This window comes from Sorangium sp. So ce363 (genome assembly GCF_051520435.1).
Lineage (GTDB): Bacteria > Myxococcota_A > Polyangia > Polyangiales > Polyangiaceae > Sorangium > Sorangium cellulosum_B.
Genome location: NZ_CP150333.1, coordinates 11,517,928 through 11,543,481 on the forward strand (window position 1 = coordinate 11,517,928; position 25,554 = coordinate 11,543,481).

General features: G+C 73.6%; 19 protein-coding genes. 11 read left to right on the forward strand and 8 right to left on the reverse strand.

Annotation, left to right across the window (positions count from 1 at the left end; genetic code table 11):
- Positions 1-106 precede the first annotated feature (106 nt).
- Positions 107-2,155, reverse strand: a complete 2,049-nt coding sequence (locus WMF12_RS43355; RefSeq protein ID WP_437854563.1) for a hypothetical protein — start codon at positions 2,153-2,155, stop codon at positions 107-109.
- A 59-nt stretch (positions 2,156-2,214) separates the two neighbouring features.
- Here WMF12_RS43355 and WMF12_RS43360 point away from each other — a divergent pair, with 59 nt between their 5' ends.
- The 3 genes from WMF12_RS43360 to sdhB are packed head-to-tail and all read left to right on the forward strand — an operon-like array spanning position 2,215 to position 5,942.
- Positions 2,215-3,030: a succinate dehydrogenase gene (locus WMF12_RS43360; RefSeq protein ID WP_437854564.1), complete on the forward strand. Its 816-nt coding sequence runs from the start codon at positions 2,215-2,217 to the stop codon at positions 3,028-3,030.
- Between the two features lie 55 nt (positions 3,031-3,085).
- Positions 3,086-5,119 (forward strand): succinate dehydrogenase flavoprotein subunit, encoded by a 2,034-nt coding sequence (gene sdhA / locus WMF12_RS43365; RefSeq protein WP_437742568.1) that lies wholly within the window; start codon positions 3,086-3,088, stop codon positions 5,117-5,119.
- 1 nt (position 5,120) lies between these two features.
- Entirely contained in the window at positions 5,121-5,942 is an 822-nt protein-coding gene (gene sdhB / locus WMF12_RS43370; RefSeq protein ID WP_437325993.1) for a succinate dehydrogenase iron-sulfur subunit, read from the forward strand.
- Positions 5,943-5,954: 12 nt separating this feature from the next.
- Here sdhB and WMF12_RS43375 read toward each other — a convergent pair whose 3' ends face one another.
- The 6 genes from WMF12_RS43375 to WMF12_RS43400 all read right to left on the reverse strand — a co-directional run bounded on the left by WMF12_RS43375 (position 5,955) and on the right by WMF12_RS43400 (position 12,107).
- Positions 5,955-6,515 (reverse strand): hypothetical protein, encoded by a 561-nt coding sequence (locus WMF12_RS43375; RefSeq protein ID WP_437854565.1) that lies wholly within the window; start codon positions 6,513-6,515, stop codon positions 5,955-5,957.
- Between the two features lie 113 nt (positions 6,516-6,628).
- The gene (locus WMF12_RS43380; RefSeq protein ID WP_437742571.1) at positions 6,629-7,513 is read right to left on the reverse strand and encodes a branched-chain amino acid ABC transporter permease; all 885 of its coding nucleotides are present in this window, start codon (positions 7,511-7,513) and stop codon (positions 6,629-6,631) included.
- 73 nt (positions 7,514-7,586) lie between these two features.
- Entirely contained in the window at positions 7,587-8,786 is a 1,200-nt protein-coding gene (locus tag WMF12_RS43385) for an ABC transporter substrate-binding protein (RefSeq protein WP_437854566.1), read from the reverse strand.
- Between the two features lie 330 nt (positions 8,787-9,116).
- The gene (locus tag WMF12_RS43390) at positions 9,117-9,863 is read right to left on the reverse strand and encodes a TlyA family RNA methyltransferase (protein WP_437854567.1); all 747 of its coding nucleotides are present in this window, start codon (positions 9,861-9,863) and stop codon (positions 9,117-9,119) included.
- Positions 9,860-10,933 carry an ABC transporter substrate-binding protein gene (locus WMF12_RS43395; RefSeq protein WP_437854568.1) on the reverse strand — a complete coding sequence of 358 codons (1,074 nt, stop codon included), beginning with the start codon at positions 10,931-10,933 and terminating at the stop codon, positions 9,860-9,862. The genes WMF12_RS43390 and WMF12_RS43395 overlap by 4 nt, the downstream gene beginning before the upstream one ends.
- Complete coding sequence (locus WMF12_RS43400) at positions 10,926-12,107, reverse strand: trypsin-like serine peptidase (protein ID WP_437854569.1); 1,182 nt, start codon at positions 12,105-12,107, stop codon at positions 10,926-10,928. The genes WMF12_RS43395 and WMF12_RS43400 overlap by 8 nt, the downstream gene beginning before the upstream one ends.
- Positions 12,108-12,377: 270 nt before the next feature.
- Here WMF12_RS43400 and WMF12_RS43405 point away from each other — a divergent pair, with 270 nt between their 5' ends.
- The 5 genes from WMF12_RS43405 (at position 12,378) to WMF12_RS43425 (ending at position 18,296) form a co-directional block, all read left to right on the forward strand.
- Positions 12,378-14,909 carry a DNA internalization-related competence protein ComEC/Rec2 gene (locus tag WMF12_RS43405; protein ID WP_437854570.1) on the forward strand — a complete coding sequence of 844 codons (2,532 nt, stop codon included), beginning with the start codon at positions 12,378-12,380 and terminating at the stop codon, positions 14,907-14,909.
- A 98-nt stretch (positions 14,910-15,007) separates the two neighbouring features.
- Entirely contained in the window at positions 15,008-16,483 is a 1,476-nt protein-coding gene (locus WMF12_RS43410) for a B12-binding domain-containing radical SAM protein (protein ID WP_437742577.1), read from the forward strand.
- Positions 16,484-16,521: 38 nt separating this feature from the next.
- Positions 16,522-16,770 carry a glutaredoxin family protein gene (locus WMF12_RS43415; protein ID WP_272101817.1) on the forward strand — a complete coding sequence of 83 codons (249 nt, stop codon included), beginning with the start codon at positions 16,522-16,524 and terminating at the stop codon, positions 16,768-16,770.
- Positions 16,771-16,846: 76 nt separating this feature from the next.
- Positions 16,847-17,497 (forward strand): TlpA family protein disulfide reductase, encoded by a 651-nt coding sequence (locus tag WMF12_RS43420; RefSeq protein ID WP_437713126.1) that lies wholly within the window; start codon positions 16,847-16,849, stop codon positions 17,495-17,497.
- 100 nt (positions 17,498-17,597) lie between these two features.
- Positions 17,598-18,296, forward strand: coding sequence for a GbsR/MarR family transcriptional regulator (locus WMF12_RS43425; protein WP_437854571.1), 699 nt, complete (start codon positions 17,598-17,600; stop codon positions 18,294-18,296).
- Between the two features lie 12 nt (positions 18,297-18,308).
- On the opposite strand, the gene tssI is transcribed toward WMF12_RS43425, so the two are convergent.
- Entirely contained in the window at positions 18,309-20,324 is a 2,016-nt protein-coding gene (gene tssI / locus WMF12_RS43430; protein WP_437854572.1) for a type VI secretion system tip protein TssI/VgrG, read from the reverse strand.
- A 53-nt stretch (positions 20,325-20,377) separates the two neighbouring features.
- Here tssI and WMF12_RS43435 point away from each other — a divergent pair, with 53 nt between their 5' ends.
- Genes WMF12_RS43435 through WMF12_RS43445 form a run of 3 tightly spaced genes read left to right on the forward strand, consistent with a single transcriptional unit; the run spans position 20,378 to position 25,550 of the window.
- Positions 20,378-21,577, forward strand: a complete 1,200-nt coding sequence (locus tag WMF12_RS43435; RefSeq protein WP_437854573.1) for a hypothetical protein — start codon at positions 20,378-20,380, stop codon at positions 21,575-21,577.
- Positions 21,577-23,814 carry a pentapeptide repeat-containing protein gene (locus tag WMF12_RS43440; protein ID WP_437854574.1) on the forward strand — a complete coding sequence of 746 codons (2,238 nt, stop codon included), beginning with the start codon at positions 21,577-21,579 and terminating at the stop codon, positions 23,812-23,814. Before WMF12_RS43435 ends, WMF12_RS43440 begins: the two co-directional genes overlap by 1 nt.
- The gene (locus WMF12_RS43445) at positions 23,811-25,550 is read left to right on the forward strand and encodes a pentapeptide repeat-containing protein (RefSeq protein ID WP_437854575.1); all 1,740 of its coding nucleotides are present in this window, start codon (positions 23,811-23,813) and stop codon (positions 25,548-25,550) included. The genes WMF12_RS43440 and WMF12_RS43445 overlap by 4 nt, the downstream gene beginning before the upstream one ends.
- The last annotated feature ends 4 nt before the right edge of the window (positions 25,551-25,554 follow it).

A 25,554-nucleotide genomic window follows, 5' to 3' on the forward strand; every position in this document is an offset into this window, starting at 1 on the left:
GGGCGACGCGCCGGCACGGTCTCCACGCGCGGCCTCGCGCGTCGTGCCCCGCGCTGGCCGGGCGCCGGCCACGTGAGCCGCGTCATTCACCGCGCTTTCGCCCCGCTCATCGCGCTTTCCCGCTCTCGCGGTGGCCGATCACCCGCGGCAGCACGCGCCGCCCGCCGAAGCCGTCCGCCGCCGTCGTCCAGAGCTCCGCCGTCGCGGTGCTCATGGCGCTCGCCGCAGCGAGGCGCCGCGCCTTCACCTCCGCCGGGTCCTCGGTGCCCGTCTTCGGCAGCCGCTGCACGCCGGCCCAGGCGAGCACGCCGGCGTCGCGCCCGAGCGCCGCCCAGAAGCTCGGCGGCGACGGATGGGTGGCGAGCCACGCCGCGAGCGCGGCCGCCGCTCCCGAGGCAGGCGTCGCCCTGGGATCGCCCGCGCCCGGCGGAGGCTGCGCGCCGGAGGGCGCCGCGAGGAGCGGGAAGAGCCCCGCCGTCGCGACGAGCGATCCCGGCGGCGGCGCGACGGCCGCCTCGAAGGCGAGCGCGATCGTCACCGAGCGGGGAGCCGCGCGGAGCGCCTGGTCCGCGCAGCGCGCGTCGCCGGCGAGGACCATCCCGCGGATGGCCGGGGGCCGGAGAGCGCGCGCGTCGAAGGTCCCGTCGCAGGGCAGCGCCAGCGCGATGCCGCGTTCGGCCAGCGGCGCGGCCCCGGCGGCGCCCGCCGTCGCGGCCCCGGTAGCGCCCGCCGGCGTGGCCCCCGCAGCGCCCGCCGGCGCGGGGGCCGCGTCCTTCCGGACATCGGCATCGCCGCCCACGAGCGCCACCGGCTTCGCGCCCCGCTCCGCGAGCGCGGCGGCGAGCACCTCGATGCTCCTCGCGGGCTCCTCGCCCACGACGAAGACGAACGCGCCGTCCAGCGCCGCCGGCTCCGGCGGGTGGACGAGCAGCACCGGGATCGCGTGCGTCCGCGCGAACTTCGCCGCCTCGGTCGCCTGCTCCCGATCGGAGCCGGCGATGAGCACCGCGGCGCCCTCGGCGGTGAGGCTGTTCAGCGCCTCGTCCACGCTGCCCTCGCCGCCGTCGTCGCGGCTCACGAGCCGCGCGTCCGAGCCCGGCCGGAGCAGCCCGAGCCCGTGCGCCACGCCGGCGGCGATCTCGACGCCCCGGCGGCGCGACGCGGCCGTGCGCGTCGACAGCAGCAGGCCGACCGTGGGCGGCTCGACGCGCGCGGCCCCCGCGCCGGCCGCGAGCTCGAAGATCGCGTCGCGCTGGGTGCCGAGCGCCGCGTCGGCCCGATCGAGCAGCTCCTTCGCGAGCGCCACGTCGCGGCGCTCGCGGGCGACGATCGCGAGGCGCTCGGCGACCAGCGAGCGCAGGTCGACCTCCGGGCTCACGACCTCGCCGGTCGCCCGCCCGGCGCGGAGCGCACGGACGAGGTGATCGATCGGCACCTCGCGCAGCTGCGCCCCGATCTGCGCCCGGACGGCGGCGCGCCGGTCGTCGTCGGCCTCGCGCAGCCAGACGCTCATCAGCTCGACCGCCTGCGTCCACGCGCCCGCCTCCATCGCGGCGGCGGTGACCTCCTCGTTGAGGAGCGCGCGCACGTACGCGTCGATCATCTTGCTCACCAGCGGGCGCAGCGCCCCGAAGGCGGGCCTCGGCTTGCCGGCTCGCCGGAGCGCCGCGCCGCGGATCACGCGCGCGAGATCTCCGATCGCGCTCCGCCCCGCCGCCTCGATCTCGGTCGCGAGCGCCTCGGCGCGGCGGAGGTCCCCGCGCTCCAGGGCGATCCACGCGAGGTGGACGGTCGCGACGCGCGCGAGGTCGTCGGAGGCGTGGCGCCCCCGGAAGGCGAGGAGCTCCGGCTCGAGCGCGATGCGCTCCGCGCGCGCGCCGTTCGCGAAGCGCGAGAGGAGGGGGCGCAGCTCGGCCTGGGCCGCGGGCGACCCGGCCAGCGCCGGGCTCACCGGCGCTCCGCCCTCCTGCGCGCCGCAGCCGGCGCCGGCGGTCGCGGCGGCGAGCGCGAGCAGGGCCGTCGCCGCGATCGCGGCCGCGCGGGCGTGAAGTGGCCGACGTTGCCCGGCGGCGCCGCGGCGCGGGCGAGATGCCGCGCCGCCGCTCGACGCGCCAAAGGCAGCGGAAAACCGGCCGGAACTGTTGACTGCGTTCACCTTGACGTCACCCGGGGCATCCCATACACCCGCCGCGCCCGCCTTCCATCGAGGTCAGCGTGTCCGAGGCAACCCCCGCGAGATCGCTCTTTCACGAGAGCCGCCGGTCCTTTCTCCTGCGCAAGCTGCATTCTCTCACCGGCGCCCTCCCCGTGGGCGGTTTCCTGCTCTTCCATTTCTGGACGAACGCGAAGGCGCTCCAGGGGCAGGAGCGGTTCGACGCGGCCGTCGGCGAGATCTCGCACATGCCGTACCTGCCCGTGCTCGAGATCGGGCTCGTCGTGCTGCCGCTCGCGTTCCACGCCCTCTACGGGGTCAAGCTGGTGCTCGAGGGCAAGCCGAACGTCGGCAGCTACACGTTCTCGCGCAACTGGATGTACACGCTGCAGCGGGTCACGGGGGTGCTCGCCTTCGCGTTCATCGGCTTCCACCTCTGGTCGTACTGGGCGCAGAAGTGGCTGGGCCGGATGGCGCCCGAGGAGTTCTACCCGCGGCTGTGCGCCGACATGGCGTCGACCGTCGGCGGCGTCCCGGTGATCGCGCTCGTCTACCTCTTCGGCATCGCGGCGAGCGTGTTCCACTTCGCCAACGGCCTCTGGGGCTTCTGCTTCTCGTGGGGGATCACCGTGTCGCGCCGGGCGCAGCGGATGGCCGCGGTGGTCTTCGGCGCGGTGGGCCTCGTGGTCTTCCTGTTCGGCGCCAACACGGTGATCTATTTCGCCACCGGCGCGCCGTTCCCGGGGACGCCGGGCCCGTCGGCGGAGGGGGGCCGCACCTGCGCGGACATCGCGTCGTCGTCGACCGGTTCCACCGGCGCCCCCGCGCGCGCGGCTGTCGGCGCCGGCGCCGACGTGGGCGCGCCGGCCTCGCACTGACCATCGTATCGGCCGCGCCCTTCCGGGGAGCGGCGCGGGAGCATCGGGATCGAACATGGCCGCGAAGAGCACGACGAGGAGCGAGGGGGGGAAGGTTCGGCGCGTGATCGTCGTCGGGGGCGGGCTCGCCGGCCTGATGACGGTGATCAAGCTGTGCGAGGCGAAGGTCCCTGTCGACCTGATCTCCCTCGTGCCGGTGAAGCGCTCGCACTCGGTGTGCGCGCAGGGCGGCATCAACGCCTCGGTGAACACGAAGGGCGAGGGCGACAGCCCCCAGGTGCACCTCGAGGAGACGGCGTACGGCGGCGATTTCCTCGCGAACCAGCCGCCCGTCAAGGGGATGGCCGAGGCCGCGCCGGGCATCGTGAACATGCTCGATCGCATGGGCGTGCCGTTCAACCGGACGCCGGAGGGCCTGCTCGACTTCCGCCGCTTCGGCGGCACGCTCTATCACCGCACGGCGTTCGCCGGCGCCACGACGGGGCAGCAGCTGCTCTACGCGCTCGACGAGCAGGTGCGGCGGTACGAGCTCGCCGACGTGACCGACGAGCACGGCGTGGCGATCCCGGGCGAGAAGATGGTCCGGAAGTTCGAGTTCTGGGACTTCCTCGAGGCGATCCTCGACGACTCCGGCACGTGCGTGGGCTGCGTCGCGCAGGACCTGAAATCGATGCAGATCCGCGCCTTCACGGGCGACGCGGTCGTGCTCGCGACGGGCGGCTGCGGCATCGTCTTCGGCCGCTCCACGCTGAGCGTCATCTGCACGGGGACGGCGGCGTCGGCGGTCTACCAGCAGGGCGCGGTGTACGCGAACGGCGAGTTCATCCAGGTGCACCCGACGGCGATCCCGGGCGCCGACAAGCTGCGGCTCATCTCGGAGAGCGCGCGCGGCGAGGGCGGCCGCGTCTGGGTGCCGAAGGACAAGACCGACGCGCGGAGCCCGCGGGACATCCCCGAGAAGGAGCGCGACTACCTCCTCGAGCGGATGTACCCCGGCTACGGCAACCTCGTCCCCCGCGACATCGCCGCGCGCGCGATCTTCAAGACGTGCTTCCACGAGGGGCGCGGCATCTGGAGCCCCGCGACGGGCCGGAACGAGAACGAGGTCTACCTCGACCTGACCCACAAGGACGAGAAGTTCCTCCGGTCGAAGCTCGCGGGCATCCTCGAGATCTACGAGAAGTTCGCGGGCACCGACCCGTACAAGAACCCGATGAAGGTCTTCCCGGCGGTCCATTATTCGATGGGCGGCCTGTGGGTCGACTACGAGGCGGACGCGCGGGGCTCGCTCAAGGCCGGGTCGCCGCGCAACCACGCGACGAGCATCCCGGGCCTCTACGCGGTGGGCGAGGTGGACTATCAGTACCACGGGGCCAACCGGCTCGGCGCCAACTCGCTGCTCTCGTGCATCTACGCCGGCATGGTGTGCGGGCCGGCCGTCGCGACCTATCAGCGGAGCATCAAGCGGAGCGCGCTCGACCTGCCGCGCTCGATCTTCGACAAGGCCGAGAAGCGCGCGGAGTCGAGCTACCAGCGCATCCTGACGCAGAACCAGGACGCGAAGCAGCCGGAGAACGCGTACCGGCTGCACCAGGAGCTCGGCGAGACGATGCTGCGCGACTGCACGATCGAGCGCGACAACGCCACGCTCGACCGGGTGCTCGAGAAGCTCGGCGAGCTCGAGGAGCGGGCGGGGCGGATCAAGTGCACGGACACGGCCCCGCGGGTGAACCAGGGGGCGCAGTTCGTGCGCCACCTCGAGAACATGCTGGTGCTCGCGCGGGTCATCGCGCAGGGCGCGAGGAACCGCGACGAGTCGCGCGGGGCGCACTACAAGCCGGAGTTCCCGGCGCGGAACGACGCAGCGTGGATGCGCACGACGCTGGCGCGCCACGAGGAGAAGGGCGCGGTGAGGTTCGTCCGCGAGTTCGACTACGCGTGCGCCGGCCAGTCGATCCACGTGACGGACGCGGTGGACACGTCGCTCGTGACGCCGCGGGAGCGGAAGTACGAGCAGGCGGGCGCGGCGAGCGCGGCGAGCGCGGCGAGCGCGCAAGCGACAGGGAAGCTGTCGCAGAAGAGCGTGTAGGATGGCCAAGGCGAGCGGAGACGAGGCGAACGGGGCGGCGGCGCCGGCGCAGCCGAAGGGCGAGGGCCGGCTTGTGCACCTGCGCGTGCGGCGGCAGGACACCGCGGATCGGACGGAGTCGCGGCGCTGGGAGGAGTTCAAGGTCCCCTACCTGCCGCAGATGAACGTGATCAGCGCGCTGCAGCAGATCCAGAAGGATCCGCGGACCGTGGACGGCAAGGAGGTGGCTCCTGTCGTCTGGGAGGCGGTGTGTCTGGAGGAGGTGTGCGGCTCGTGCACGATGGTGATCAACGGTCGAGTCCGACAGGCCTGCTCGGCGCTCATCGACCAGATCGCGCCGAAGGGCGAGGTGATCACGCTGGAGCCGATGTCCAAGTTCCCGCTCGTGCGCGACCTGCTCGTCGACCGGAGCCGGATGTTCGAGGACATGAAGCGCGTGCGGGCGTGGATTGACATCGACGGCACGCACGAGCTCGGCCCGGGTCCGCGCGAGTCGCCGGAGCGGCAGCAGGAGCGATATCCGCTCTCCCGCTGCATGACGTGCGGCTGCTGCGTCGAGGCGTGCCCGCAGTACAGCGACGGGACGAAGTTCGTCGGCGCCTTCGCCATCAACCTGGTGCGGCTCTACAACATGCACCCTTCGGGGGCGATGCACGAGGGCGAGCGCCTCGAGTCGGTGATGAGCGAGGGTGGGATCACCGATTGCGGCAAGTCGCAGAACTGCGTCGAGGTGTGCCCGAAGGAGATCCCGCTCGTCGACTCGCTCGCGGCCGTCTCCCGCGACACGACGAAGCGCATGCTGTTCGGCTGGCTGCTGAAGTAGGCGCGCCCCCCTCTAAGGAAACAGCGACCCCGTCCCGAGCCCGTTCCCGAGCCCCATCTGCAACGCGTCCGGCGCGCGCGGCCGCGCCAGCTTGCCCATGCGCATCCCGACGAGGTGCGTGATCAGCGTGCAGGCCTGGTGCGCCCGCGCCGTCGCCTCGCACCCCATCCAGGCGCCGAGCGGCTCCCGCTCGCCTTCCTCGCTGTAGCGGATCACCGCGCCGCCCTCGGCGACCGTGATCCAGGCGTTCGCCTGGCGCGGCAGCGAGGCGTGCAGCACGCCGACCTGGCCCAGCGGATCGTCGTTCGGGCCCGTGACCCGGCCGTCCGGCTCGAGCAGCGCCACCGGCTCGGCCTCCAGGCCGAACACGCGCCCGCCGCGATCGACGCTGAGCTGGTGCTCGCCGTTCACGAGGATCTTGCCGTCCGGCATGACGTCGATCGTGAGGTCGGCGAGCGCCCAGCGCGCGCGGGGGATGTCGAGCAGCGCGCCGCCGCGCACCCAGTTGGCGGGGGGCGTCGCGGCGCACGCCGCGAGCAGCGAGAGCGGTACGACGAGAGCGAGGCGTCGCATGCGCCGAGCATACCGCAAGGACGCGCGGCGCGTGGGCCGGCGGGCCAGGGTGGCCTGCTTGTTCTGGAGGATGGATGGAAGCGCGGCGCGTGGGCCGGCGGGCCAGGGCGGCCTTACACCTTCTCGGTCCCGGTCGTGCCGAGCAGCCCCGTCGGCTTCACGAGGAGCACCCCGATCAGCACCGCGAACACAAGGACGTCCTGCAAGCCGGAGTAGGGCGTGAGCTTCGTCATCTCTCCGATGATCCCGATCAGCATGCCCCCGAGCATGGCGCCCGTGATGTTGCCGATGCCGCCGATGACCGCCGCCACGAACGCGCGGTTGCCGATCACGACGCCCATCGTGGGGTACACCTGCGACTGATCGAGGCAGTACAGCACCGCGCCCACCGCCGCGAGCATCGAGCCCGTGAGGAAGGTGAGCGCGATGATGCGGCTCGTGCGGACGCCCATCAGCCGGGCGGCCTCGACGTTCACGCTGAGCGCGCGCATCGCCTTGCCCGTCCAGGTGCGCCGCACGAGCAGCTCCAGGCCGATCATCACGAGGATCGAGGTGACGAAGATCACCTGCCGCGTGTTCTCGATCGGCAGGAGCTGCGGATAGCCGCGGTAGCGGGCGGTGAAGAGGAGCTGCGCCAGGTTCTGGAGGAGCACGCTCATCCCGAGCGCCGTGACCAGCGGCGTGATCCGGGTGTTCGCGAGGCCCCGCCCCCGCGAGCGCAGCGGCGCGTAAGCCACCTTCTCGACGAGGACCCCGAGGACGCCCGCGAAGGCCATCGCGCAGAGGGTGCCGGCCACGCCCGCGAACAGCGGCGCGCTGCCGCCGCCGAACGCCGCGATCCCGAAGAGCCCGGCGAAGGCGCCCATCATGAAGATCTCGCTATGAGCGAAGTTGATGAGCTTGAGGATGCCGTAAACCATCGTGTAGCCGAGGGCGACCAGCGCGATCATCGACCCCTGGGCGAGCCCCGTGATCAGGGCATTCACGATCTTCTCCATGGAGACCTCTTTAACGCACGTTCCGCACGTTCCGCGCGCTCCTCACGTCCGAGCCAGCGCGCGGGAACGACCGCTACTGCTTCGCAGCCTTCTCGTTGACCGTCGCGTAGTAGGTAAACTGCTTGTCCTTGATCCGGACGATGACGACCGGCTTGTCCGCGTTGCGCTCGGCATCGATGGTGATGACGCCCGTCGCGCCCTGGAACCCCTTGGTGTCCTGGATGGCCGCCCGGATGTCGTCCGGCGTCATCGCCTTCGCGCGGCCCATCGCGTCGGCCAGCAGCCTGGCCGCGTCATAGCCCTGCGCCGCGATGCTCGACGGCGTGCGGTTGTACCGCTCCTTGTACTTCTTCACGAAGGCCTGCGAGTTGGGCCAGGGGACGTCCGGCGCGTAGTGGTTCGTGAAGTACGCGCCGTCGAGCTCCTCCGCGGCGTCGCGCAGGAGCTCGTTCGCGTCCCACCCGTCGCTGCCGACGAACATGCTCCCTGGTACGCCCGCGGCCTTGGCCTGCCGCGCGACAGGGGCCATGCTCGTGTAATAGATCGGCGCGTAGATCATCTCGGGGTTCGCCGATTTGAGCTCGTTGATGTACGTCGTGAAGTTGGTCTCCTTCTTGAGGAAGCTCTTCTCCATGACGATCTCGCCGCCCAGGCGCTTCACCTCGTCGCGGAAAACCTTGGCGAGGCCCGACGAGTAGAGGTCGTCGGAGGCGAAGAAGAGCCCCACCTTCTTCTTGCCGAGCGTGTTCACGATGAACTGCGCGCCCATCTGGCCCTGCACGTCGTCCGTGAAGCAGGCGCGGAACACGAACGGGCCGACCTTCGTCACGTCCGGGTTCGTGGACGACGGCGTGATCATCGGCACCTTCTTCTTGTTGGCGACGATGCCGCCGGCGCGCGACCGCGACGAGGCGACCTCGCCGAGGAGGGCCAGCACGTGATCCCGATCGATGAGCTGCAGGACCTTGTTGGTCGCCTCCTCGGGCTTCGACTTGTTGTCCTCGTAGAGGACGTGGATCGGCTTGCCCTTGACCCCACCGGCCTTGTTGATCTCGTCGATCGCGAGATCGATAGCCTCCTTCGAGTCGACGCCGAACGCCGTCTCCTCGCCCGAGAGGCTGAAGTAAGCGCCGACCTTCCACTCGGCGTCTTCCTTGGCGTGCTGGGCCGCGTTGTCGGCCGAACCCTCGCTCTTCTTGTCGCAACCGAGCGTCATCGCGCTGAGCGCGAGCGCCCCGGCGATCATCTTCACCAAACCCCGTCGTCCGAGCATGTCGTCGTCCTCCCTGTCGCCGGGCTGCCTCGCGTGGGGTCGCCCGCGGTGGCCATGGCCGCCCACGGAGCGGCTCAGAGCGCGTGTACTCACCGCGTCTACCATTGTCTACGCGGCACGTCAGCACCGTCGGGCCGCGATGCGGTCGGCGTGGAGCATCTTAAGTGTTCGATTTTCCACGGATTCCGGCGACCGAGCCCGGCGTCGTGGCGCGCGGCGTCGCGCGCCGCGGCCAGCCAACGCGGTGCGCATGGCGACTAGCCGATGCGGCGGCTGGTCAACGGGGTGCACCTGGCGGCTGATCAACGTGGCGGCTGATCAACGCGGCGGCTAGCCGGTGCGGCGCGCATGGACGAAGTGCTCGACGTTCCCCTTCGGCCCGCGCACCGCGCTGTCGACCTGGCCGACGACCGAGAAGCCCGCGGCCTCGATGGCCTGGCGCCCGTCGGCGATCGCCGCGAGGCGGGTCGCCTCGTCGCGGATGACGCCGCGGCCGCGGGCGGCGGCCTCGCGGCCCGCCTCGAACTGCGGCTTGATCAGCGCCACGAGATCCCCCGAGGGGCGGAGCAGGCGGGCGATCGCGTCGATGAGGCGGGAGATGCTGATGAACGACGCGTCGACGACGACGAGATCGATGGGGACGTCGAAGTCCTCTCGCTGGAGCTCGCGGGCGTTGACCCGATCGCGCACCTCGACGCGCGCATCGGCGCGGAGCTTGGCGGCGAGCTGGCCGTAGCCGACGTCGACGGCGAAGACCCGCGCCGCGCCGCGCTGGAGCAGGCAGTCGGTGAAGCCGCCGGTCGAGGCGCCCACGTCGACGCACGTCTTCCCGGCGACGTCGAGGCCGTGCGCGGCGAAGGCCGCGAGCGCGTGCTCGAGCTTCTCGCCGCCGCGCGAGACGAACCGGGGGCCGGAGGCGACGTGGACCTCGGCGTCCTCCGCGAGCAGCGTGCCCGGCTTGTCGATGCGGCGCGGCCCCGAGGTGACCTTGCCGGCCATGATCAGCGCCTGCGCTTCGGTCCGCGAGCCGGCGAGCTTCCGGGCGACGAGCAGGGCGTCGGCGCGCACGCGGGTCATGGCGCCTCCGTCCTGGGCAGGGGCGCGGCGAGGCCTGCGCCGCCGGGCGAGGGAGGGACGGCCGCGTCGCCGGAGAGCGCCAGCGCGTCGCCGTGGAGCGCCCGCGCGACGGAAGCGAGGCCGTCGCCGATGCGCGGGCCCGGGCGCAGCGCGACATCGGTGTTCAGCGGGCGCAGGCGCCCCTCGCGCACGGCGCGCAGGGATCTCCAGCCGGGCGCGTCCCGGAGCGCCGCCAGCCTGGAGGCGCCCTGCGCGTCGGCGTCGCTCGACGTGCCGTCGAGCAGGACATCGGGATCCAGCGCGAGCAGCTGCTCGACGCTGATCGACGGGTAGGCGCCGCCGCGGGCGATCACGTTCTCGCCGCCGGCCAGCCGGATGAGCTCATCGGGGAAGCTGCCGGGGCCCGCGACGAAGAGGGGCGAGGTGTCGAACAGCAGGGCGGCCCGGACGCGCGGGGCGCCTTTTGCGGCGACGGCCTGCTCGACCGCGCGGCGCCGGGCGCGGATCCGGCCGATCGCCTGCTCCGCGCCGGGCGCCGCGTCGAGCCGCCGCCCGAGCTCCGTGAGCATGTCCTCGATCTGCGCGAGCGACTCGGTGCCGGGGAAGCAGGTCGCGATCCCGTGCGCGCGCAGCGACTCGTCGAGCGCGGGCCCCGCGGGGCCGCGGGCGCCGACGACGAGGGTCGGCGAGAGCGCGATGATCGCCTCGATGCTCGGATCGGCGTAGCCGCCGACGCTCGGCAGTCCGAGCACCTCGGGCGGGTGGTCGCAGTAGCGGGACCGGCCGACGAGCGCCGCGCCGGCGCCGATCGCGCAGACCGCCTCGGTGGTGCTGGGCGACAGGGAGACGACGCGCGCACCCGCCGCGCGCGCCGGGGCGGTGCGCCCGCACGCCGCGAGCCCGAGCGCCGCGAGCCCGGCGAGCGCGGCCCGCCGCGAGAGCGCGCGGCCCGGCGCGCCCGGCAGGAGCGAGGCCCGCACGGCGCCCGGCAGGAGCGCAGGCCTCGCGGCGCCCGGCAGGAGCGCCGCGCCGGCGGCGCTCCGCGTGGAGGAGCGCCGCTCGTCAGCCAAGCCGCTCCCGGCTGCGCCGCCGCCGCAGGCTCGTGAGAGCGCCCAGGCTCGCGGCCCCGAGCACCCAGGGGACCGGCTGCGTCGGATCAGGCCGCGGGCTCACGCTGCAGGACCCGCTCGCCTCGTCGTCTGCGGGCGGCTCGGGGACCTTCGCGCAGAAGCCGGGCTCGCCGTTGCAGCTGTAGCCATCAGGGCACGCCGCGGCCTCGTTGCAGGGCCGCGTGCAGGTGCCGTCGAGGCACGCGTTCGCAGGGCACTGCTCCGGCTGTTCGCACGTGGCGCCGACCTCCGCCGAGTACGCGGGATCGGTGGGGTAGCCGGTCGCCCAGGGGGGCTCCTTGTATCCTCCGGCACGGGCGGCGCGCACGGTCGTCTCTTTAATCCATTCCGCCCAGCCGTACACATAGCCGTAGATCGGATACTCGCAGCCCGCGGCCCCGCGCGAGGTCACGCCGATCACGCGGTGCATCAGATCGAGGCTGGGTCCGCCCGAGTCTCCCTCGCAGATGCCGGTGTCCCCGACCCACTCCGTCGCCTTCACCAGCGACGACGGGCAGCCGTCAGCCACGCAGTCGATGAACAGCCTGTCGCGGCGCCGCCGCAGGCCCGCGCCCGTGCTCTCGTCGTTCGTCGCCCCGAAGCCGACCGCGTAGTACTCCTCGCCCTCCACGAGCGGCACGTCGACGCGCGGCACGAGCGGCACGGCCTCGCTCTCCGGGATCGGCTCGTCCAGGATCAGGATCGCCTGATCGTTGCCGCAGAACGCGTCCGTCCCCTCGCCGGGGAGCAGCACGACCTCGCTGCCGCCGTAGAAGCGCGCGTACCTGCCGATCTCCGCGTCGGGCGTCACGAGGATCCGGCGCGCGAGGTGCGTGTCCGTGAACTTCGTCGATCGACAGGTGATCTGGCCGTCGAGCTCATTGGCCATGTCCGACACGCAATGACGGGCCGTCAGCACCACGTTCGGGGCGATCAAACTGCCGGTGCAGATCGCGCCGATCACGTCGTTGTAGATGCCCACGACAGCCCTGTCGCCGTCGTCGAGATATCCGTCCTGAATGGCATCCCGCGCCTCACCGATCTCGTCAGGAGGCGCCTCCAGGGCCGAGCTGCACGCTGTCGCAGCGAGTCCCAGGGCGAGAATCCAGGTGACTCTGGGCAAGCAAAACGACATCGAAAGCCTCCAGATACTGCAATGTCTGCGCGCCGCGGGGTGCCGCAAGGAGCAAAGATTCTAGAGGCGAAGCCGCGGTCGTGCACGCGCACCGGGCACGATGACCGACTCGGCTCGTTGCTCCCCCCACATAACAGAGAGCTCTTGCAGGATCGGCCGGCGCGCCGCCGCGCCCGGCGCCGCCATGGCGGCGCCAGGGGCGCGGCGGCCGCTCCCCCGTGAAATTCCGCGGAAACGCGCGCGGCCCAGGTGTTGCGGGGCGGCGGGGCCGTGATCGATCCCGTCCTGCTCTTCGGCCTCGCGCTCGCCGCGGGCGCGCCGCTCGCCCTCTCTCCGCTGGCCACGGCGCTCGGCGCCGCGCTCGCCGCGGCGGCGCTCCGCCGCCGGGCCGGCCGCGCCGCGCTCGCCGCCGCCGGGGTGGCGCTCGTCGTGAGCGGCCTCCGCGCCCGCGCGCTGCTCGACGGCGCGGGCGCCGCCTACGATGGCGCCCTCGCGCTGCTGCAGCCGCCGGCGCGCTGCGAGGTGGCGTGCGCCGTCGTCGGCTCGCCGGTCGTGGTCGGGGCGGCGCAGCAGCGCTCCGCGGCGGAGCGCGGCGAGGACGAGCCGCCGGCCTCGCGCATCGACGTGGAGCTCTCCGGCGGGACGTGCGGCGGGCGAGCGCTGCAGGGGCCGCTCCGGGCGCGCCTCTACGGCGCGCCGCTGGACCTCGCCCGGGGCGACCGGCTCGAGGTCACCGTGGACCTCGCGCCGATCCACCTGTTCCGGAACGAGGGGCTCCGGAACGCGACCGCCGCGATCGCGCGGAGCGGGATCGTCGCGAGCGGGACGATCGTCGAGGCGCGGCGGACGTCGCAGGGGCGCTCGATCGACGCGCGCGCGGCCGTCGATCGCGCGCGGGCCTTCGTGCGCGGGCGCATCGAGGCGACGTTCCACCCCGACGCGGTGGCGCTCGGGCGCGCGCTCGTGCTCGGCGAGACCGACCTCGCGCCCGAGGACCAGGAGGCGTTCCGCGAGAGCGGCCTCGCGCACCTGCTCGCGGTCTCGGGGACGCACCTCGTGCTCGCGGTGGCGGGCTTCGCCGCGGCGCTCCGCGCGATCCTCGTCCGCGTCGGGCCGATCGCCGCCCGGTGGGACGCGGGCCGGATCACCGCGGCGCTGTGCGTGCCGGCCGCGTGGCTGTACGCCGACTTCGCCGGCGGCGGCGGCTCGGCGATGCGCGCCGCGGCGATGCTCAGCTGCGCGATGAGCGCCCGCCTCCTCGGCCTCCGTCCGGTGGGCGTCCGCTGCTTCGCCCTGTCGCTCGCGGGCGCCGCCGCCGTGGATCCGCTCGTCGCGTGGGATCTCTCGTTCGGCCTGTCCGCGGCCGCCACCGCCGGGCTGCTCTGGCTGCAGCGGCCGCTCGCCGCGCTGCTCGTGCCCGGCGAGGGGAAGCGCGGCGACGGCGGCGCCGAGGGCGGGCCGGGCGCGTCGCCGCCGCGGGAGCTCGCGCGCAAGGTCCTCGCGCCGCTGGCGACGACGCTCGCCGCCATGTTCGGGTGCGCGCCGCTGCTGCTCATGAACGGGGAGACGTTCCCGCTGCTCGGCGTGGCGGCGAACGTGGTCGCCGCGCCGATCGGCGAGCTCGCGGCGCTCCCGTTCTGCCTCGCGCACGCCGTGCTCTCGTGGGCGCCGCCGGTCGAGCGCGGGTGCGCGCTCGTCGGGTCGGGCGCGCTGCTCGCGGTCCGCGCCGTGGCCCGCGCCTCGGCGGACACCGGCGTGGTGCTGCGCCTGCCCGAGCCGTCGCCCGCCCAGCTGGCCGCGCTCGCCGCCGCGATCGCGCTCGCGTGGGCCGCGGAGCGCCGCGGCCGCCGGCTCGCCGCGCTCGCCGCCGGCGCCGGCGCGTGGCTGCTGCTCGAGGGCGTCGCCACGCGCGCGGGCGCGCCGCGCGGCGTGCTGCGCGTCAACGTCCTCGACGTGGGGCAGGGCGACGCCATCCTGATCGACCTCCCCGAGGGCGGCGCGATGCTCGTCGACGCGGGCGGCTTCGTGGGCAGCCCCGTCGACACGGGCGCGCGCGTGCTCCGGCCGCTCCTGCGGGCGCGCCGCCGCGCGCGCCTCGACGCCGTCGTCCTCTCGCACCCGCACCCCGATCACTTCGGCGGCCTGCCGACCACGGTGGAGGGCGTCGAGGTCGGCGAGCTCTGGGACACCGGCCAGGGCGAGGCCGAGGGCGCGGGCCCGGTCTACCGGAAGCTCCTGTCGGACCTGCGCCGGCGCGGCGTGCCCATCGTGCGGCCCGACTCGCTCTGCGGCAGGCCGCGGGTCCTCTCGGGGGCGACGATCGAGGTGCTCGCGCCGTGCCCGGAGCTCCACCCCGACCGGGGCGCCAACGACAACTCCTTCGTCCTGCGCATCCGTTACGGGGCGCGTTCCGCGCTGCTCGTTGGCGACGCGGAGCACGAGGCCGAGGACGCGCTCGTGGCGCGCTACGGCGCCGCGCTCCACGCCGATCTGCTCAAGGTGGGGCACCACGGCAGCCGGACGTCGACCGGCGCGGCGCTCCTCGCGGCCGTCGACCCCTCGATCGCCGCCGTGTCCTCGGGCGTCCGCAACCGCTTCGGGCACCCGAGCCCGGAGGTGCTCTCCCGCCTCTCGGCCGGCGGCATCGCGATCGCGCGCACGGACCGCGGCGGCGCCCTGACCTGGGAGACCGACGGCGAGCGCGTCCTCTGGTCCCGCCCGGGCGAGCCGCCGCGCCCGGCCCCCGGTCCCCGCGGCGGGGGTGCCGCTGCCGGACATGCCCTGGAGAACGGTGGGCCGTGAGCTGGAAAAAATCCCCGCTCCGGACGGCTGTCAGCTGGCCTCCCATCCTTGCGCCTGGACGTCCCCTGAGCGACGCTGGGTCGATGTCTCGAAGCGCGATGACGACCACGATCCGCCGCCGCCTGGCGGGTGAGATCGGTCGTATCGACAAGCAGGCGCCCTTCCGCGTCGCGCTGTCTTACCCCTCGCCGTACCGGGCCGGAATGAGCTCGCTCGGCTTCCTCCAGATCTACAAGACCATCCAGGCCGAGCCCGGGATGGCGTGTGAGCGGGCCTTCCTGCCGGACGACGAGGGCCAGGGCGCGGACGGCCCCCCGATCACGTACGAGGGGCTCCGCCCCATCTCCGATTTCCCGGTCATCGCGCTCTCGGTGGCCTACGAGCTCGAGCTCGCCGGGGTCGTCCGCCTGCTCGAGCTGGCAGGGATACCGGCGCTCCGGGAGGAGCGCTCCTTTCGCGATCCGCTCGTCCTCGCGGGCGGTCCGCTCACATTCTCGAACCCGCTGCCGCTCGCGGTGTTCGCCGACGCGATCATCATGGGCGAGGCCGACACCCTGGCCGTGGAGGCGCTCCGCGTGCTGCGGGACGCCTCTTCGCGGGAGGCGGCGCTCGACGCGCTGGCGGCCCTCCCCCACGTCTTCGTCCCCGCGCGCCACGGCGCGGAGATGCCCCCGGTCGCGCAGTGCGACAACGCGCTCCTTCCCGCCTGGTCGCCGATCCGCGCCGAGGAGACCGAGCTCTCGAACATGTTCCTCATCGAGGCGGAGCGGGGCTGCTCGCGCGGGTGCACCTACTGCGTGATGCGCCGCTCGACCAACGGCGGCATGCGCATCGTCCCGAAGGAGCGCCTCCTCGAGCTCATCCCCGAGGACGCGAGGCGCGTCGGCCTCGTCGGCGCCGCGGTCAGCGATCATCCGAAGATCGTCGAGGTGGTCCGGACGCTCGCCGAGCGGGGCTGCGAGGTCGGGCTGAGCAGCCTCCGGCCGGACCGGCTGACCGACGAGTTCGTCGGCGCGCTGCGGCTCGCGGGCTACAAGACGCTCACGACGGCGATGGACGGCACGAGCGAGCGGGTCCGCGAGACGCTCGAGCGGCGCGCCCGGCCCAGGCACCTCCAGCGGGCCGCGGAGCTCGCGCGGCAGCACGGGATGAATCGGCTCAAGCTGTACCTGATGGTGGGCGTCCCCGGCGAGACCGACGCCGACGTCGACGAGTGCGTCTCCTTCGTCACGGAGCTGTCCCGGATCGTGCCGGTCGCGCTCGGGATCGCGCCGTTCTGCCCGAAGCGCAACACGCCGCTCCACGGCGCGCGCTTCGCCGGGATCGACGTCGTGAACAAGCGGCTCGACCGGCTCCGCCGCGGGCTGCGGGGCCGCGCGGACGTGCGGGCCACGAGCGCGCGCTGGGCGTGGGTCGAGGCGGTGCTCGCCGCCGGCGGCGAGGCCGAGGGGCACGCCGTGCTGCAGGCGGTGCACGCGGGCGGCTCGTTCCGGGACTACGAGCGCGCGTTCGAGAAGATCAAGCGGCCGGAGCCGCCGCGCCGCCAGAGCCTGCCGCTGCTCGCGGCGGGGTGAGCGGCGCGGCAGCCCGGCCCGGAGGGTGCCACGTGACGATGAAGACGCTGACCCTCTTCACGCGCGAGCGCTGCCACCTCTGCGAGGAGGCCCACGCCGCGCTCGAGCGCGTGCGCGCCCGGCTGCCGTTCGAGCTCGCCGTCGTCGACCTCGACCGGGAGGCCGGCCCGGAGAAGCGAGCGCTGTACGACTGGGAGGTCCCCGTGGTCGAGCTCGATGGGCGGAAGATCATGAAGTACCGCGTCGACGAGCGGCGGCTCGAGCGGCTGCTCTCCGGCCCGGAGTGAAGCGCCGCGTCGAGGAGCGGGGCGGGGCGTTTCGGCCCGCTTTCGCCCTGCGCCGCGCTACGCTATGCGAACCCCCGTGAAGTGGACGACCATCGCGCAGCTCGCCTTCATCCTCGTCGCTGCCGTCGCCGTCTACGGCTTCGTGCACGCCGCGCAGAATGACCAGCGCACCACCGGCTGCGAGGCCATCTGCGCCCTGCGCCCCGCGTACGCCGGCCGGAACCGGCTCGCGCCGGACTTCGAGCTGCCGGACATGAACGGCAAGCCCGTCCGGCTGTCGTCCTTCCGGGGCAAGACGGTCTTCCTGAACTTCTGGACCAAGACCTGCGCTCCGTGCCTGCAGGAGATGCCGGCGCTCGCGGAGCTCGGCCGGATCGCCCAGTCGCGGAAGGACATCGTCGTCCTCACCGTCTCGACCGACGAGGGTCCGGACGACGTGCGCGACGCGCTCAAGGTGGCCCTGAATGGAGACCCGCCGTTCCCGGTCCTCTTCGACCCGGAGTCCAAGGTCGTGATGGACCAGTACGGCACGCAGCTCTACCCGGAGACGTGGATCATCGACCCGAACGGGATCATCCGGGCCCGCTTCGACGGCGCGCGGGACTGGTCGAGCAGCCTGGCCATCGAGGTGGGCGAGATGGTCTCGCGCTGGGGCAGCTGCCCGGCCGATATCTACAAGAGCAAGCCGCGCGCCGGGTCCGTCGACGTCTGCACCGACGATTCCTGAGCGGGCTTCCCGCGCCGGGGCGATCAGGCCAGGCATACGGGGTGTGGGCGCGCTCGCCGCTTGGCGCATTCGTGAAAGATCGTTATGTGAGTCACCCATCATGACCGCCCGGAGGCCGACGTCGCCGACAGCGCACCCGCCGCAGCCGCCCGCAACGGGCGAGGGGGGCGACGGGAGCGCCTCGGACGAGCGGGTCGCGGCGGCGCGGCAGGCGCTGCTCGAGGGGGTCGGCGCCGAGATCGCCGCGTCGTTCCCCGGCATCACCCGGCTGGGTGGGCAGGTCGTGGCGGCGCTCTACCTGGCGGACGTGCCGCGCTCGATGGACGAGCTCAGCCAGGAGCTCGGCCGCTCCAAGAGCAACATCTTCGCCAACCTGCGTGGCCTCGAGGCGGCCGGGATCATCGAGCGCCGGCGGGAGTCGGGCGCGCGGCACGACTCGTTCGCGCTGCGCGGCAAGTACCCCGACGTGATCGTCGGCGCGTACCTCGGCCGCCTGCGCCGCGTGGTGCAGGACAAGCGCGCCCTCGCGCGGCGCGCGCTCTCGCTGCTCGGCGACGCGCAGGGCGCGGAGGCCGACGCGATGCGCTCGCGGCTCGACGACCTGTCGCGCAAGTACGACCTGTTCGCCGACCTGATGGAGCAGCTCCTGCCGTCGATCGACGGCCCGGTCGATCTGGAGCGGCTGATCGCGCAGGTGCCCGAGGCGATGGTCCGCTCCCTGAACGCGGCGGCCCGCGTCGCCTGGGCCGCAGGCGACGCGATCAGCCGCCTGAGCGGCCGATCGGGGCGCAAGAAGTAGCGGCGGCCCGCGTCACCCGCGCGGCGGGCAGTCCCGCATCTCGATGAGGATGCCGGTCGACGTCTCGATCCGGTGCATCAGGTTCACCTCCCGCGCCACCGGGGACGGCGTGATCGGGCTCGGCGCGGCGCCCACGATCATCGGCCGGTCAGGGTCGCCGTCGACGAAGACCATCAGCACCTCGATGCCGGGCTTGAGCGGGAAGTGGATCCCGTAGTTCGGCCCGGCGTGCGGCTGGATCATCCGCACGAGCCGCGAGGGGAAGGCGCGCGACGCGGGATCCCCCGCGTCGAAGTGGAAGCGCACCCGGTAGCGTCCCTGCTCGTCGATCGGCGAGACCTCCCCGATCTCGCCGTCCGGGAGCGGCTCCACCAGCGCCGTCACCACCCCGTGGATCTTCGGCCGCGGCGCCGCCCGCGGCGGGCGGTAGGCCTGCCCGGCGCGCACCAGGCGCGCGCGGTTGACGTACTCCTGCTCGCCGCCGGCCCCGCCCTCGATGGCCACCGGCTGCACCGCGCGGTGCTCGACCTCGACGGCCAGGAACCGCTCGCCGTCGAGCCGCGGGTGGCCCTCGAGCGCGAAGACGGCCCCCGGGATCAGCCGGAGCTCGTCGCTCTGGCACTCGAAATAGCGGCTCGACGAGGCCCGCTCCTCCGCGCGGATCCGCGCCAGCTGCTGGCCCTCCTCCGGCGTCTTGTGGTGGGCGCCGTACTCGACGACGCCGCCCCCGAGGCCCGCCGGCGACTCGTGCGCCGCCGTCATGTCGAGCCTTGGCGTCCGGTAATTGTACTCCTGCATGACGTACGTCGCGGGGAAGGCCCTGGCCTGCTCCCTGAGCTCGAACATGTCGCGCCGCTCGCCCCGCGGCCGGAACACCACCGCGTCTCCCCCCGGCAGCGGCTGGAAGCCCGTCGGCTCGTCGGTGAACACCATCACGTCGCGGCCCGACTCGTGCTCGAAGAAGAACGAGATCCCGAGGTGCTCGGCGAGCCGCGAGATGAAGGCCAGATCCGTCTCCTTGTACTGGACGATCATCTCCCGCTGGGGGTGATCGCGGTAGAGGCGCATCACCACGTCCTCGGGCCCGAGCCCCACCATCGCGAGCTTGTGCTGGATGAGCTCTGGCACGCTGATGTCGAGGAAGACCTGCTGGAGCTCCACAAGCGTCGCGCGGAACGCCCGCGGCGCGAGCCGGAGCCGGTAGGAGCGGAGAGCCGTCTCCGTCTCGTGCCGGTCCTCCACCTCGGCGATCATGCCGTGTACGGTCCGCTCGTCCGCGCCCTCGACCTCGAACACGAGCGACGCCGCCGCCCCCAGCACCTGTTCGATCGAGAGCTCGGCGCCGTCGCTGCACACGACATCGATGTCGAACGAGAAGAGCTGGCCGATGGCTTCTTTGCCGTGCACCCCGCGCACCCGGAGGAGGTCGCAGGAGAAATCGCTGGAGTCGAGCCGCAGGATCGGCGCCTGCCGTGCCCGGTCCCGGAGCGCGGCCTTCGCCTCTCGAAGCGCTTCCATCGGCGTCGCGCGCGGCGGGCGCAGCGCTGATTCCGCTGCGCCGAGCCCGCGGAACGGCAGGTGATCGGGCGCCCCTGGGCCGCCCTGGGACGGCGGGAGCTCCCGCGGCCCTCCGGCGCTCGCCCCCGGGCGCAACGGCGGGAGCTCCCGCGGCCCTCCGGGGCTCGCCCGCGGCGGCGATGGCGGCACCTCGCGAGGCCCTCCGGCGCTCGCTCGCGCCGGCGCCTCGAGGAGCTCTCGGTCGTCCGGAGACGGCGCTGGCGGGGGATCCTCCACCGGCCCGGCCGCCTCCGCCGGGCTCTCGGCGCACGCCGCGCGCGCGATCGGCTCGCTGCACGGGGGCCCTGCGTCCGGGGCCTCGCGGATGCGCGCGGCGGGGGATGCCGTGGCCATCGTCACGGCGCTGGGCGCGCGGTGCGCCGTCGCGGCCGTGGGCTCACCGCACGGCGGGGCGGCGGCGGGTGGGGACGGCTCGCTGCACCTCAGGGGTTCCGTCGGCTCTCGGTTCATCGTCGCGCCTCCTCCGCGGCTCGCCTGGTACTGTACCCGACGCGGAGGCACGCATGGGTACGCGCGAGGGTGAGGGTATCGACGGGAAATACCTCCTCATCGAGGTCCCGAATTTCAACGACGCGGCGTCCGACGCCGAGGCGATGGGCTCGTATCTGCGCCTCGGCGCGGTCAAGGACCCGAGCCTCGCCGGAAACCCGGGCGCGCCGAGGGCGACCGGCGAGGACCTCGCCGCCCGGGTCACCTCGTTCATCGACGACACCCGCAAGCGCGACGGCTGCCCCGATTTCCTCCCCGAGGCCGAGCGGCAGGCCGAGACCGCAAAGCTCCACACCAAGGGCGGCTGGCGCGACCACTCCGACGGCAACCGCATCACCACCACGCGCGGCGACAAGGTCGAGGTCATCAAGGGCAATTACCGCATGCTCGTCCTCGGCCGGCAGGAGGACACCGCCGGCTGGGACGTCTCCGGCGGCCATATCCAGGACGCCACCGATCTCTGGACCGCCGCCACCACCATCGAATGGGTCCAGAACTACAACGGCACCTGGAAGGTCACCGAGAAGACCGAGAAGGGCGACGTCGACACGACCTATCACGGCGACACGTTCGATCGCTTTTATGGCAACAAGCAAACGAGCATCACCGGCTCCGAGGCCCCCACGGCCGAGCGACCGAACCCCACCTGCCTGAGCTCCACCTGGGCGCAGCGGATCGAGTCGTACACCGGCTCGGCGGCCTGCCCTGTGCCGCTGATCTCCGACGAGACCTGGGCCGATCAGATCGCCAGCAAGACGACGGCGACCGCGATCAGCGACGAGACCACCGCGCAGACCATCTCCAGCACCACGAGCGCCACGTCGATCAGCGACGAGACCGCCGCCAGCACCGTGTCCAGCACGACGACCGCCTCGCTCGTGTCGGATACCACCATCGGCGAGGTCCAGTCGGTGACCCTCGGCAATACGAGCGACGTCACCATCGGCAATGCGGCGTCGATCACCGTCGGCGCCACCGAGGAGGTCACGATCGGCGGCCTGGTCGAGCTGACGATCGCGGCCATGCTCGAGGTCTCGCTCACGGCGGGGGTCTCGATCAACATGGGCCCCAAGGCCGAGCTCAACCTGACCAACCGGCAGGAGCTCTCCCAGTTCCGCACCAACGTGAAGAACATCTGCGCGAGCGTCTCGTCGGCCGAGTCGGTGAGCACCGGGGCGTACAGCGTGATGTCCGGCGTCATCAACCTGTTCTGATGCAGACCCGGAACCTCACGCCCTTCCCCTTCGGCGCCAAGGTCTGCTCGCGCAGGCCGCCGCAGCCCGAGGTCGTCCTCGTCGTCCGCGGCCGGTTCTCGCTCCGCCTGGGCGAGCCGCTCGCGCCGCTGGAAGGGCAGCTCGCGCAGGGGGCGCTGACCGCCGAGACCTTCGAGGGAGGCGACGGCGAGCGCGACGGCGAGCGCACGTACCCCGGCGATTTCGCCGACTGGAAGCCGGCCGCGGATCTCCTGCTCCGCGGCGCCTGCCACCCGCCGCCGGGCGAGCCGCAGCGCGAGCACCCCGTGGGGTTCGCGGTCGGGAGCTGGTCGAAATCGCTGCTCGTTCCGGCGCCGCGCGAGGGCCGCCAGGTGCCCGCGCCCTTCGGGCCGATCCACCCGGACTCGCCCGAGCACCGCCGGATGCTCGGCAAGGAGTACGGCCCCTCGTACCGGAAGGCTCGCGCCCCCTGGTACGCCGAGGACTTCGACTGGGCCTATTTCCAGGCCGCCCCGCCGGATCAGCGCCTCGCCGGCCACCTGCGCGGCGACGAGGAGGTCACGCTCCTGAACCTCCACCCCGCCGCGCAGACCGCCTCCTTCCGCCTGCCGGGCCTCCGGATCCGCGCGGTCGTCGAGGGCGCCCAGGGCCGCGTGCAGGACGCCCGCATGAGCCTCGACACCCTCTTCGTCGAGCCGGACGCGGGCCTCGTGACGCTGACCTGGCGCGGCCACGCCGAGGTGGCCGAGGACGATCTCGCCGACGTGCGCGCCGTCGTCATCGCCGCCGAGCCGCTCTCGGCTGCGCCGCTGCCGCTCGACGATTACCGGGAGAAGCTCGCCCAGCTCGCCCGCGATCCGCGCGGCCTCGAGGACCTCCCGCCGGAGGTGCGCGACGCCTACGACCTCGTCCGCGACGGCGCGCCGCGGCCGCCGCGCGCCGCCGCGGACGAGGTGGATCCGGTGTCGAAGCTCCTCGCCGAGCGGCTCGGCGGCCTCCACGTGCCGGAGCAGGACCGCGTGCGGCAGCTCGTCGCGAAGCTCCGGGCCCTGCGTACCCCCGAGGGCGTCGACCTCGAGCGCACCGTCGCGCAGGCGCTCGCGCGGCTCCCGGCGCAGCGGCAGGCCGCGTACCTCCCGGCCGCGCCCGCGGGCACGCCGCGCGTCCCCATGGGCGGCGCGCTCGACGCGCTCGTCGCGCGCGTCGAGAAGCTCCGGCGGGACGCGGCCGCGCGCGGGACGGCGCTCGAGGGCGTCGAGCGCCTCGACGCGCTGCTCCGCGATGCCCGCCTCCGCGAGATCGTCCCCGGCTACCGGCTCCCCGGCGAGGCCGCGGCGCCGCCGCCCGAGCCCGGCCCCGGCGCCGACCTCTCGGGGCGTGATCTCTCCGGGCAGGACCTCTCAGGCCGGGACCTCTCCGGGGCGAAGCTCTCCGGCGCGCTCCTCTCGGGCGCGAACCTCGCGGGGGCGAACCTCTCGAACGCGGATCTCTCGCGGTCCGTGCTGTTCGAGGCGAACCTCGAGGGCGCCGCGCTCCCGGGCGCCGATCTCTCCCAGGCGAACCTCACCGGCGCGCGCGCCGCGGGCGCCGATCTGCGCGGCGCGACGCTCGACCAGGCCATCTTCACCCGCGCCGATCTCGCCCGCGCCCGCCTGGCGAGGGCGCGGGGGCGCGGCGCGCTGCTCGACGAGGCCGACCTGCGCGAGATCGACGGGGAGGAGCTCCACCTCGACGGCGCCGTCCTCCAGGGGGCGAAGCTCGATCGAGCCTCCTTGCGGGGCGCGGCGCTCGTCGGGTGCATGTGCGCCGGGTCCTCCGCGACGGACGCCGATCTCACGGGCGCGTCCCTGCCGCGCACGAGCTTCGCCGACGCCGATCTCCAGCGCGCCACGCTCGTGGAAGCGCGCGGCGAGGGCGCGGCGCTGCTCCGGGCGAAGCTCGACGGCGCCGATCTCCGGTATGCGTCCCTCCCGCGGGCGCACCTCTCCTGGGCCTCGGCCCGGGGCGCGCGCTTCGCGTGCGCGGTCCTGCGCGGGAGCCGCTTCTACCGCGCCTCGCTGGAGCGCGCCGACCTCGCGCAGGCCGACCTCTTCGGCGCCGACCTGTGCAAGGCGCGCCTCGACGGCGCCTCCTTCGCCGGGGCCAGCCTGTACGGCGCCCGCCTCGAGGGCGCGAGCGCCGCCGGCTGCGACTTCGCTGGGGCGAACCTGCGGCGCTCGAGCCTGGAGGGCGCGTGAAGAGCGTCGAGGAGCTCCTCGACCGCATCCGCGCAGGCGCGCCGCTCCACGGCGCCCGCCTCGACGGCCTCGACCTCTCGGGCCGCGATCTCACGAACCTCGATCTCGCCCGCGTCAAGTTCCTCCGCACCAGCCTGCGCGGCGCGCGGCTCGCGGGCAGCGCGCTCTCGGGCGCGCACTTCGTCGAGTGCGACCTGCGCGACGCGGACCTCGCGGGCTGCGCGCTGGACGGCGCGCTCGTGCTCGGCTCGAACCTCGAGGGCGCGCGCCTCGCCGGCGCGACGCTCACCCGCGCGAAGCTCTCGTACCAGCGCCTCGCCCGCGCCGATCTCTCCGGCGCGACGATCGTCGAGGTCGAGGCGGTGGGCTCGGACTGGTCTGGCGCCCGGCTCATCGGCGCGACCCTCTCGGGCTCGCGCCTCGACCTCGCGAACCTCGAGGGCGCGGATCTCACGGAGGCCCGCGTCGCGCGCGCCTCCTTCACCCGCGCGAACCTCCGCCGCGCGCGCCTCGCCCGCGCCCGCGTCGAGGCCGGCGCCTTCGTGGGGGCCGATCTCACCGGCGCGGACCTCGACGGCGCGGAGCTCGATCGCGCGGTCTTCGTCAAGGCGGACCTTCGTGGCGCCCGCTTCCCGAAGCGCATGCACGGCGTCGTCCTCGACGAGGCAAAGCTCGGCCGGCCCGAGCTCGCGGGCAAGGACCTCGCCGGGGCCGATCTCACGGGCGCGGATCTCTCCGGCCTCGACCTCACAGGCGCGGATCTCTCCCTCTGCTCGCTGCGCGGCGCCGACCTGCGCGGCGCGAGCCTCCGCGGCGCCCGCCTCGAGCGCTCGATCCTCTCGGACTGCGATCTCACCGGCGCGGACCTCCGGGGCGCGAGCCTCCTCGGCTGCGACCTCTCGCGCTCGATCCTCCGCGGCGTGGACCTCTCGGGCCGCGATCTCGAGTCGGTGATCCTCATCGAGGCCGATCTCGAGGGCGCCGATCTCACGGCCGCGCGCCTCGTCCGCTGCATCCTCGACAGGGCGCGGCTCTCCCGCGCGAACCTGACGCGCGCGGTGCTCCAGCAGGCGCTCCTCCGCGGGGCCGCGCTGGAGGGCGCCGTGCTTGGCAAGACGATCTTCGATCGCGTCGATTTCACCGGCGTGGATCTGCGCGCCGTCTCGTTCGCCGGCCTCACGGTGCACCGCTGCGCCTTCATGGAGGCGAACCTCGAGCGGATGAGCCTCCGCGACTGCGATTTCATGGGCAGCGATTTCTCGAAGGCGAACCTGCGCGGCGCCGATTTCGAGGGATCCATCCTGACCCAGGCCAGGCTCCGCGAGGCCGCGCTGGACGGCGCGAGCCTGCCGCATGTCGTGGCGAAGGCCGCCTATTTCGGCGGCGCCTCGCTGCGCGGGGCGAAGCTCTCGCGGGCGATGCTCCGGTACGCCACGTTCACCCGGGCGGATCTCGACGGCGCGAACCTCGCCGCCGCGGATCTTCGGGACGCCATGCTCGATCATGCCGAGGCCCGCGGCGCGCTCTTCCTCTCGGCCCGCCTCGAGCGCGCCGACCTGTCGCACGCGCGGGTCGAGGAGGCCGACTTCAGCGAGGCCGATCTCGGCGGCGCCAACCTGCACGCCCTCCACGACAAGGGCGCGCGCTTCTCCGGCGCGAGGCTGCTCGGCGCGCGCCGGACGGACGTCGACCGGCTGGAGGCGGAGGCGTACACGCCCCCGCGTCCGCCGCGATAAGAGC